This is a genomic window from Klebsiella sp. FDAARGOS_511 (assembly GCF_003812845.1).
Lineage (GTDB): Bacteria > Pseudomonadota > Gammaproteobacteria > Enterobacterales > Enterobacteriaceae > Klebsiella > Klebsiella grimontii.
Window position 1 is genome coordinate 718,442 of record NZ_CP033824.1, and the last position, 8,399, is coordinate 726,840.

Consider the following 8,399-nt stretch of genomic DNA (forward strand, 5'->3'; position numbering starts at 1 on the left):
CGGGAGGCACCCATGCTGGTATTGAAAGACCTGATGAAGCAGCACGGTATTGAACAGACGGAAGTCGCTGCAGCAGCAGCTGTTTCGCAGCCCGCCGTTTCACAGCTGATTAACCACGGCATCTGGCCAAAGCGTCGCCCTGAAGAAGTGCGGCAGAATATTATGACATTCCTGGCATCACGCGGGCTCGGGGAGGAATTATCCCGGGCGTTTGATGAGGTACTGACGGCGGAACCCGCCAGTACCTCCGTCCCGCAACAGGCAAATAACGAAGAGGACGAAAATATGTTACTGGCAAAACAGGTATTAAATCCAGTCACCAAAAAGCAATTCGGTATTTTCCGTGACCCGTTTGCGGATGACGCCATGCAGAGTTCAGAGGACGTGTTCACCACGCCGGATATTCGCTATGTCCGCGAGGCACTGTATCAGACGGCCCGTTTTGGCGGATTTATGGCGGTTATCGGGGAATCCGGCGCGGGGAAAAGCACGCTGCGCCGCGACCTGATTGAGCGTATTCACCGCGAAAATGCGCCGGTCATCGTCATTGAGCCCTATATCATCGCGATGGAAGACAACGACAACAAAGGGAAGACCCTGAAAGCGGCCAGCATCGCCGAAGCCATCATTAACACCATTGCGCCTCTGGAGAACGTCAAACGCAGTCAGGAGGCCCGTTTTCGCCAGTTACACCGCGTACTGAAGGACTCCAGCAACGCCGGTTACAGCCACGTTCTGGTGATTGAGGAGGCACATTCACTGCCGCTGCCCACGCTGAAGCACCTGAAACGCTTCTTTGAGCTGGAGCATGGCTTTAAAAAGCTGCTGTCCATCGTGCTGATTGGCCAGCCGGAACTGGCGATGAAGCTGTCTGAACGCAACCAGGAAGTCCGTGAGGTAGTTCAGCGCTGCGAAGTAGTTGAACTGCTGCCGCTGGACACAGAGCTGGAGCGCTTTCTGAAGTTCAAATTCGAACGAGCCGGAAAACCAATAACTGATGTGCTGGATAACACCGCTGTCGACGCTATCCGTGCCCGCCTCAGTAACAATATCGGCGGTCGCAGAGGGGTTGTCAGCCTGTTATATCCTCTGGCGGTCAGCAATCTGGTGATTGCAGCCATGAATATGGCGGCGCAGCTCGGTGTTCCGGTTGTTAATGCCGACGTTATTAAGGCGGTTTAAATGAAAACAATACCGAACGTTAATAAACAGCTGGCTGATTTGATGAATGCCATTGCGGCACTCAATGCAATGAATACGCCTGTCACCAGCATCATGATTTATTCAGGAAAGCCGGTTATTCGTGTTTCTCGCGACAGTCCGTGCGTCAGTCATTTCAGGGGGAAAAAGTCGGGTTATACCATGACAGGTATTGACCATCAGGGGCGTTACCGTCAGGGGGAAGTTGAGATGTATGGTTGCAGGGTTATCTGGTCAGAGTCATTACTTCACTGAAGGGAAAATATAATGGCAATAAAGATAGAGATTTTAATCGCGCTGACGCCAGAAGGATTTATCTATTGCAAAATGACCGGCGCAAATACAAAAGACGCGAGTGAAAGTGAGCTGGCGACGCTTGAGTCATTAAAGCCCGTTGTAAATGAATCTGTTCTCAACAAACTGAAACAGAGCGGATATCGGGTTGCAGCTGATTATCTGCAGCCTTCCGGCAAATCACATTAAACACTGAGGTCATATTATGACGACAATTAATCAGGACGAATACATGAAAGACCGTAAAGGTCGCCTGGTTCCGATAAGCCAGATTTCTGATTACGATCTGGCAATGGACAGTTTTGTCCGGGAACAGGTTTCTGCTGCAAAGATAAAGCGTGATGAACTCAGCGAGTTTAAACGTCGCGCCTTTGATGAATGTTATGCCTGGCTTGACCTTGTGGCTGAAAAATATGGCAGAACTCGCGGCGGCGCAAAGGGTAATGTGACATTCAGCAGCTTTGACGGTAGCGAGCAAATCACTATTCGTGTACAGGAAACGCTGACGTTCGGGCCGGAGCTACAGATTGCTAAAGATCTGTTTGATGAATGCGTCACTGAATGGTCGAAAGATGCCAATGTTAACCTGCGGGCTATTGTGAGCGATGCTTTCCAGGTTGATAAAGAGGGACAGCTTAACACCGGGCGTATTCTCTCCCTGCGAAGGGTAAAAATCCAGGATGAGCGCTGGATTAAGGCAATGGATGCGATATCGGAATCGCTGCAGGTGGCCATGTCCAAAACCTATATTAATTTCCGGGAGAAAGATAAGTCCGGGAAGCTGGTTAATATACCGTTAGATATCGCTGCTATTTAATTTATTTCTCCATTTCTTTTTAATCCGGCGTCAGTGCCGTGGGATTCTGCACGCCGGATTTAGCAATAGGACTATTTATGCTGACATTAGCCGGTTTTATTTTACTGGTATCAGCCTGCGGAACAGATGCCTGTGACGCACTGCCTGTTACTGAAGATATCTATCTGAATAAGCAGTCCTGCGAGCTGGTCGCAGACGTCATTCATGAGCGTTCACCGGGCGCTTTATTGATTTGTGGGGAAGTCTGGCGGGAGGAAGAATAAATGTCTCTGTTATGCAAACGTTGCGACAACCCGGTCGATGATCTGGATTTTGAGCAAGCGACCATTATGGAAAGTTTTGATGGTACGTGGTGTATCGACCTGATTCTGAAATGCCCTCACTGCGGACTTTCCTATAACGCTTTTGTCCCCACCGCTGAATTACAACCTCTGACTGGTGATGAAAATGACAAATGAAACTGAAAAGTACCTGGCAAAAATCAAAAAGCTTCTGAATCTGGCCCGTCGCAGTTCGAATTCTCATGAAGCGGCCACTGCGCTCAATCAGGCGCAGGCATTGATGCGTAAGCACAAGCTGAGCCAGAATGATATCGATCTGATGGATATCACCAGCAAGGCCAGTAAAGGTGCGCCATCCCATGCACAAAGCATCCCCCGTTACATGACGTTTCTGGGCCAGTTAATTTGCCGTGCTATGGGTGTTAACTGCTATTACTCTTTCCGCCGCAACTATATGAACGGCCAGAAGCAAAATACCGTCATTTTTTATGGTCCGGATGAGCGCCCGGAAATTGCCGCTTATGCCTTTGATGTGCTTTCCCGCCAGATGGTCAAAGCCCGCCGTATCTTTATTAGCTCTCTGCGTAAGAATATTAAGCCTTCCACTAAAACGGCCCGCGCAGACCAGTTCTGCGAAGGGTGGGCTGAAGGCGCGTATCAGGCGATAGAGCCATTTATAGTGACTGAAAGCGAAGAAACATTGATGGCGAATTTTCTGGCGAAGATGAAGAAAGAGCAGGAATTATCCGATCTGAAACCCCGTGAAGCTAAAAAATGCCGGGGTGATCAGGATGCAGCGGAAGCGGGGTTTAACGAGGGATTAAAAGCGCGTTTAAATCACGGCGTATCCAGTAAAGATTCTGCCCTTTCTCTGGAGTACAAGTCATGAAGCTGACTGTCGGGAATATCCTTTTATTGTGCGTACTGGGCTGCCTTGTCATCTGGGTTGCTGTCGGGTTTATCGGTTATTACACCGTTATCGCTGCCCTGGATTATTTTAATAAACCGTAAGGGACTTACATATATGAATAAAAAACTTATAGCTGAAGCCTCCCGCTTTCAGTCATCGCAAGAGCGAAAAGGGTTCTGGTGGTTAATTCTGGGAACTGTAGTTGCTGCTTTAATTGTTTTATTCATTTTTAATTTACTTTGATGGAGATAAAATGATTATTGGCGCACTGATTTTAACCATTATCGGCCTTTTACTCGCTATCATGGCTGGGTCTTTATCGGCAAATAACCTAAGCCCTGTACCAGCCATGCTGGGAGTCATCGGTTCAGTTATTGTTATTGCAGCACTTGCCCTGGCTCATGGTCCGGGCAAGGTCAATGCCCCGGATTCGCCCCTTGTTACTCAGGAGGCAGGTAAATGACACGAACCCAGCTGATTAAAATAATCCATGTGGCAAAGCGTGAGCTGCGCATGGATGAAGATACTTACCGCCAGTTGCTGAATACCTACGCTGGCATTGAATCCACGCGAGAAATGAATATTGGGCAACTGAACCAGATCCTCGATGCGATGAAAAAAATCGGGTTTAAGGTTCGGACTCAGAAGAAAGAAAAGCTCACGGCCACCGACGATCAGTCGAAGAAAATCCGGGCACTGTGGCTGGAAATGGCTGACGAAGGTTTTATTCACGACCGCACCGAACGGGCAATCAACGTCTATGTGCATCGCATTACGGGCGTCAGCCGCCTTGACTGGCTCAATACATCGGCAGCAAGCCGTGTGATTGAGACACTCAAGCAGTGGCAGACTCGCGAACGCAAGGCTCTGGAAGAACTGCAGGGCGCAAAGTGATTTCTGGAGGTCACCATGACAACACCAATGGAGCATAAGCGGCATAAACTGCTGTCTGAAGTTGCCGACCACGTTACTGAGACTGGCGTTGATTACGGTTTATCATCCGAACAGGCTGAACAATTGGGGCTGGCTGTGGCAGATTTTCTGGCATCTCACTTTGGCGGGCAAAACTTCACCTTTCCTCGTGACTACGCATATAAGCTCTCTCTGCGTGATATGCAGATTTATGAAGAGTTCCGGGGGAATAACTGGGCTGAGTTAAGTACGAAATACGGCATTACTGAACGGGGGCTACGGAAACTGATTCACCGTGTACACAAACAAGTGATGGCTCACCGCCAACCACAGCTGTTTTCGTTCGGCGATAACGAGTAAAATTATGGGCAGAATTTCTGCCCTTTTTTTCATATCAACCGCAGTATAATGGGATAAAATATGGCTAGAACGACTGCTGTAGATAAGTTACCACCGGAAATTCGTCAGGAACTGAATGACGTATTGATCAGAACCAACTTTAGTAACTTTGATTATTTAACTTTCTGGCTTGAAGAGAAAGGCTATCCAATCGCGAGGTCCGCGATCAACCGTTATGCTATAAAGCATCGGGAGGAGATCTTGGGCCTTCATGTAGGGAGTCGATATGAGCTGGCAAGCCTAAAGCTATCAGCGCTACAGATTGCCGCTAAGCTATCACCAGAGCATATCCTTGAGGATTTGAAAAAGGATGCTGAATCCATACTTGAATGGGCGATAAAGCAATAAATTATAGGGGCGTGTTTTTTTTCAGTATTTGCAAATTAATTACACTCACGTCCCGATAAATCTTGGAACCTGCCACAGAATCCCACAATTATCTCGCTTATCCCTGTCCATTTATCTCACTTCTAATCACCAGCGATCCGCGCAGCAACGGCTCCGCCGCCGGATATTAGGAGCTGATGATGAACACACCGCACAACGAATGGGACGCTTACCTCACGCAAATGGAACAGCTGTTGGCGCTGGAGCTGGACGATGCGCGGCGCGCAGAGCTCAGGGTGCAGTTTAGCCGCATTGCCGCCATGGCCGGGCCGCTGCTGGCCTTTCCCCTCGACGATCGCGTCGAAATCGCCGGAGTTTATAAAGCATGAAGCTGCCTGAAATGACGATTCACGAAATCCAGCGCGCGCTGGCCAGCGGCGAACTCAGCGCCAAAGAGATCGCCCGCCACACCCTGGAGAACATCGCGCGGGTTAACCCGCAGATCAACGCCTGGACCCACGTCAGCGAAAAACGCATGCTCGCTGAGGCGGAGAATATCGATACCTTGCGGCGGGAAAAAAAGCCCCTGCCCGCGCTGGCAGGCGTTCCCTATGCGGTGAAAAATCTTTTCGATGTCGCCGGACACACGACCCTTGCCGGGGCCCAGCTGCTGAGCGATCGCCCCGCCGCCGTTGCCGACAGCTGGGCGGTGCGCCAGCTGCACAGCGCGGGCGCGCTGCTCTCCGGGATGCTGAATATGGATGCCTACGCCTACGGGTTTACCACCGAAAACAGCCACTACGGGGCGACGCGTAATCCGCACGATCTCTTGCGGATCGCCGGGGGTTCCTCGGGCGGGTCGGCGGCAGCGGTGGCCGCCGGGCTGGTGCATTTTTCGCTGGGAAGCGACACCAACGGATCCATTCGCGTCCCGGCATCGCTGTGCGGGATCTTCGGCCTGAAGCCGACCTTTGGCCGCTTGTCGCGTTCCGGGAGCCATCCTTTCGTCGCCAGCCTCGACCATATCGGTCCGTTTGCCCGCTGCGTCAGCGACCTTTCCGCGGTTTACGATGCCCTGCAGGGTCGCGATCCGGGCGATGGTTTTCAGGCCGACAAGGCCAGCGAGCGCACGGCGAATCTGCTGTCGCGCGGGCTCGAAGGCCTGCGCTGCGCCACCCTCGGCGGTTATTTTACAACGTGGTGCGATAACGACGCCCGTGCGGCCGTCGCTCGCGTCGCCGGGGCGCTGGCGGCGCATGAGGAGCTGATCTTCCCGGAGGCGGAGCTGGCCCGCTCGGCGGCGTTTATTCTCAGCGCCGCCGAGGGCGGCAACCAGTACCTGCCCGCGCTGCGTAGCCAGCCCGAACGTTTTGAGCCGAACTCACGCGAGCGCCTGCTGGCGGGCGCGATGATCCCGTCGGCCTGGTATCTTCAGGCCCAGCGCTTCCGCCGCCACGCGCAGCAGGCGTTTAAAGCCTTGTTCGCCCATGCGGATGTGCTGATCGCCCCGGCCACGCCGTGCAGCGCGACGCTCATCGGCGCGCAGACCATGGAGATCAACGGCCAGCCGCTGCCGATCCGCGCCAGTATGGGGATGCTGACCCAGCCCATCTCCTTCCTTGGTCTACCGGTGGTCACCGTACCGCTGCGCACGGCGAGCGGGCAGCCGATCGGCCTGCAGCTGATTGCCGCGCCTTTTAATGAACAAGCCTGTCTGCGGGTCGCGCGGGCGCTGGAAGAGACGGGCGTGACCGACGCCCGCCCCCTGGAGATAGCAGCATGATGACGCAAGAGCATATTAATCGCCCGCGGATCCTCGCCGAGGTCACGGCGGCGTTTTACCGCTATGAGGAAGCGCTGGTCAGCAACAATATCGCGGTGCTGGATGAGCTGTTCTGGCACGACAAGCGCACGGTGCGGCTGGGGGCTGGCGAAAATCTCTACGGTATCGACGAAATCCGCGCCTTTCGCGCCGCCCGTCCTGCCGCCGGCCTGCAGCGCGAGCTGCGGCATACCACCATCACCACCTTCGGCGAGGATTACGCGGTGTGCAGCACCGAATTTACCCGCGATGGCAGCGAACGCATTGGCCGCCAGCAGCAAACCTGGGTGCGTTTCCCCTTCGGCTGGCGCATCGTCGCCGCCCAGGTCAGTTTGATGAGTTAAGCCCCGCGCCTTTCCCGGTATCCCCCGGGTTGCGCTGCGCTTACCCGGGCTACGGGTTAACTCGCGCCTGCAGGCCAGTACCCCGGGTAAGCCGCTTGCGGCGCGACCCGGGGAACGATTTTACCCTCTAAACGGATGAACCTCGCGCCAGTGTTCGGCGATCTGCTGACGGGTGCAGACCCAGACCCGGTCGTGCTGCTGCACATAATCGAGGAAACGCTGCAGCGCGCGAAAGCGGCCCGGTCGTCCCAGCAGGCGGCAGTGCATACCGATGGACATCATCTTCGGCGCGCTGGCCCCCTCTTCATACAGCACATCGAAGCTGTCTTTCAGATAGGTGTAAAACTGCTCGGCGGTATTAAACCCCTGGGCGGTGGCAAAGCGCATATCGTTGGCATCGAGGGTATAAGGCACGATCAGGTGCGGCTTACGCGTCCCGTCGCCGCACGCCACCTCGCTCCAGAACGGCAGGTCGTCGCCATAATAATCGCTGTCGTAATCAAAACCGCCGTGCTCCACCACCAACTGGCGGGTCTGAGGACTATCGCGCCCGGTATACCAGCCGGTGGGCGGCTTGCCAAACAGATCGGTTAACACCTGAACGGCTTTATTGAGATGCTCCCGTTCCTGCTCGACGGGCATATTCTGGTAATGGATCCAACGCCAGCCGTGGCTGACCACGTCATAGTTCGCCGACTTAATCGCCTCGACCACCCCGGGATGACGCGCCAGCGCCATGGCGACGCCGAACACGGTCAGCGGCAGTCCCCGCTTGCTGAACTCATTATGGATGCGCCAGAAACCGGCGCGGCTGCCGTACTCATACAAAGAGTCCATAGACATATGCCGGTCAGGGTAGCTGGCGGCGCCGATAATATCGGACAGAAACTGTTCAGAACCGGCATCGCCGTGCAGCACGTGGTTTTCCGAGCCCTCTTCGTAGTTCAGCACAAACTGCACAGCGATGCGCGCGTTGTTCGGCCACCGGGCGTGCGGCGGCTGTCCGCCGTAGCCGCGCAGGTCGCGCGGGTAATCTTCTGTCAAAAATGCCATCTGCCACCTCTTTAATTTAAAACGGGGTTAATGCCTGAAA

General features: G+C 53.9%; 17 protein-coding genes. 16 read left to right on the forward strand and 1 reads right to left on the reverse strand.

Annotation, left to right across the window (positions count from 1 at the left end):
* Positions 1-12: 12 nt before the first annotated feature.
* From EGY08_RS04680 to hpxZ, 16 genes are all read left to right on the forward strand, one after another.
* The gene (locus EGY08_RS04680) at positions 13-1,182 is read left to right on the forward strand and encodes an ExeA family protein (protein ID WP_073550137.1); all 1,170 of its coding nucleotides are present in this window, start codon (positions 13-15) and stop codon (positions 1,180-1,182) included.
* On the forward strand, positions 1,183-1,455 hold the full coding sequence (locus EGY08_RS04685) for a hypothetical protein (RefSeq protein ID WP_032742827.1): 273 nt from the start codon (positions 1,183-1,185) through the stop codon (positions 1,453-1,455).
* A 12-nt stretch (positions 1,456-1,467) separates the two neighbouring features.
* Positions 1,468-1,683 carry a hypothetical protein gene (locus EGY08_RS04690; protein ID WP_032742824.1) on the forward strand — a complete coding sequence of 72 codons (216 nt, stop codon included), beginning with the start codon at positions 1,468-1,470 and terminating at the stop codon, positions 1,681-1,683.
* Positions 1,684-1,726: 43 nt separating this feature from the next.
* Positions 1,727-2,311, forward strand: coding sequence for a DUF3164 family protein (locus EGY08_RS04695; protein ID WP_227502559.1), 585 nt, complete (start codon positions 1,727-1,729; stop codon positions 2,309-2,311).
* A gap of 77 nt (positions 2,312-2,388) precedes the next feature.
* Positions 2,389-2,574, forward strand: a complete 186-nt coding sequence (locus EGY08_RS04700) for a hypothetical protein (RefSeq protein WP_025712886.1) — start codon at positions 2,389-2,391, stop codon at positions 2,572-2,574.
* Positions 2,575-2,769: a hypothetical protein gene (locus EGY08_RS04705; protein WP_032742822.1), complete on the forward strand. Its 195-nt coding sequence runs from the start codon at positions 2,575-2,577 to the stop codon at positions 2,767-2,769.
* Positions 2,759-3,481, forward strand: coding sequence for a DUF2786 domain-containing protein (locus tag EGY08_RS04710; RefSeq protein ID WP_073550139.1), 723 nt, complete (start codon positions 2,759-2,761; stop codon positions 3,479-3,481). Before EGY08_RS04705 ends, EGY08_RS04710 begins: the two co-directional genes overlap by 11 nt.
* Positions 3,478-3,603 (forward strand): hypothetical protein, encoded by a 126-nt coding sequence (locus EGY08_RS31240; RefSeq protein WP_254901998.1) that lies wholly within the window; start codon positions 3,478-3,480, stop codon positions 3,601-3,603. The genes EGY08_RS04710 and EGY08_RS31240 overlap by 4 nt, the downstream gene beginning before the upstream one ends.
* A gap of 13 nt (positions 3,604-3,616) precedes the next feature.
* Positions 3,617-3,745 (forward strand): hypothetical protein, encoded by a 129-nt coding sequence (locus EGY08_RS31245; RefSeq protein WP_254901997.1) that lies wholly within the window; start codon positions 3,617-3,619, stop codon positions 3,743-3,745.
* A gap of 10 nt (positions 3,746-3,755) precedes the next feature.
* Entirely contained in the window at positions 3,756-3,965 is a 210-nt protein-coding gene (locus EGY08_RS04715; RefSeq protein WP_073550141.1) for a hypothetical protein, read from the forward strand.
* On the forward strand, positions 3,962-4,396 hold the full coding sequence (locus EGY08_RS04720) for a gp16 family protein (protein ID WP_058911350.1): 435 nt from the start codon (positions 3,962-3,964) through the stop codon (positions 4,394-4,396). Before EGY08_RS04715 ends, EGY08_RS04720 begins: the two co-directional genes overlap by 4 nt.
* Before the next feature lie 15 nt (positions 4,397-4,411).
* Entirely contained in the window at positions 4,412-4,774 is a 363-nt protein-coding gene (locus EGY08_RS04725; protein WP_025712890.1) for a Mor transcription activator family protein, read from the forward strand.
* 60 nt (positions 4,775-4,834) lie between these two features.
* The gene (locus tag EGY08_RS04730; protein WP_073550143.1) at positions 4,835-5,161 is read left to right on the forward strand and encodes a phage protein Gp27 family protein; all 327 of its coding nucleotides are present in this window, start codon (positions 4,835-4,837) and stop codon (positions 5,159-5,161) included.
* Positions 5,162-5,340: 179 nt separating this feature from the next.
* Positions 5,341-5,529: an oxalurate catabolism protein HpxX gene (hpxX, locus tag EGY08_RS04735; RefSeq protein ID WP_004131209.1), complete on the forward strand. Its 189-nt coding sequence runs from the start codon at positions 5,341-5,343 to the stop codon at positions 5,527-5,529.
* Entirely contained in the window at positions 5,526-6,923 is a 1,398-nt protein-coding gene (locus EGY08_RS04740; protein WP_123828279.1) for an AtzE family amidohydrolase, read from the forward strand. The genes hpxX and EGY08_RS04740 overlap by 4 nt, the downstream gene beginning before the upstream one ends.
* Positions 6,920-7,306, forward strand: coding sequence for an oxalurate catabolism protein HpxZ (gene hpxZ / locus EGY08_RS04745; RefSeq protein ID WP_004131200.1), 387 nt, complete (start codon positions 6,920-6,922; stop codon positions 7,304-7,306). The genes EGY08_RS04740 and hpxZ overlap by 4 nt, the downstream gene beginning before the upstream one ends.
* A 120-nt stretch (positions 7,307-7,426) precedes the next feature.
* Here hpxZ and puuE read toward each other — a convergent pair whose 3' ends face one another.
* Positions 7,427-8,359 (reverse strand): allantoinase PuuE, encoded by a 933-nt coding sequence (gene puuE, locus EGY08_RS04750; protein WP_123828280.1) that lies wholly within the window; start codon positions 8,357-8,359, stop codon positions 7,427-7,429.
* Positions 8,360-8,399: the final 40 nt, after the last annotated feature.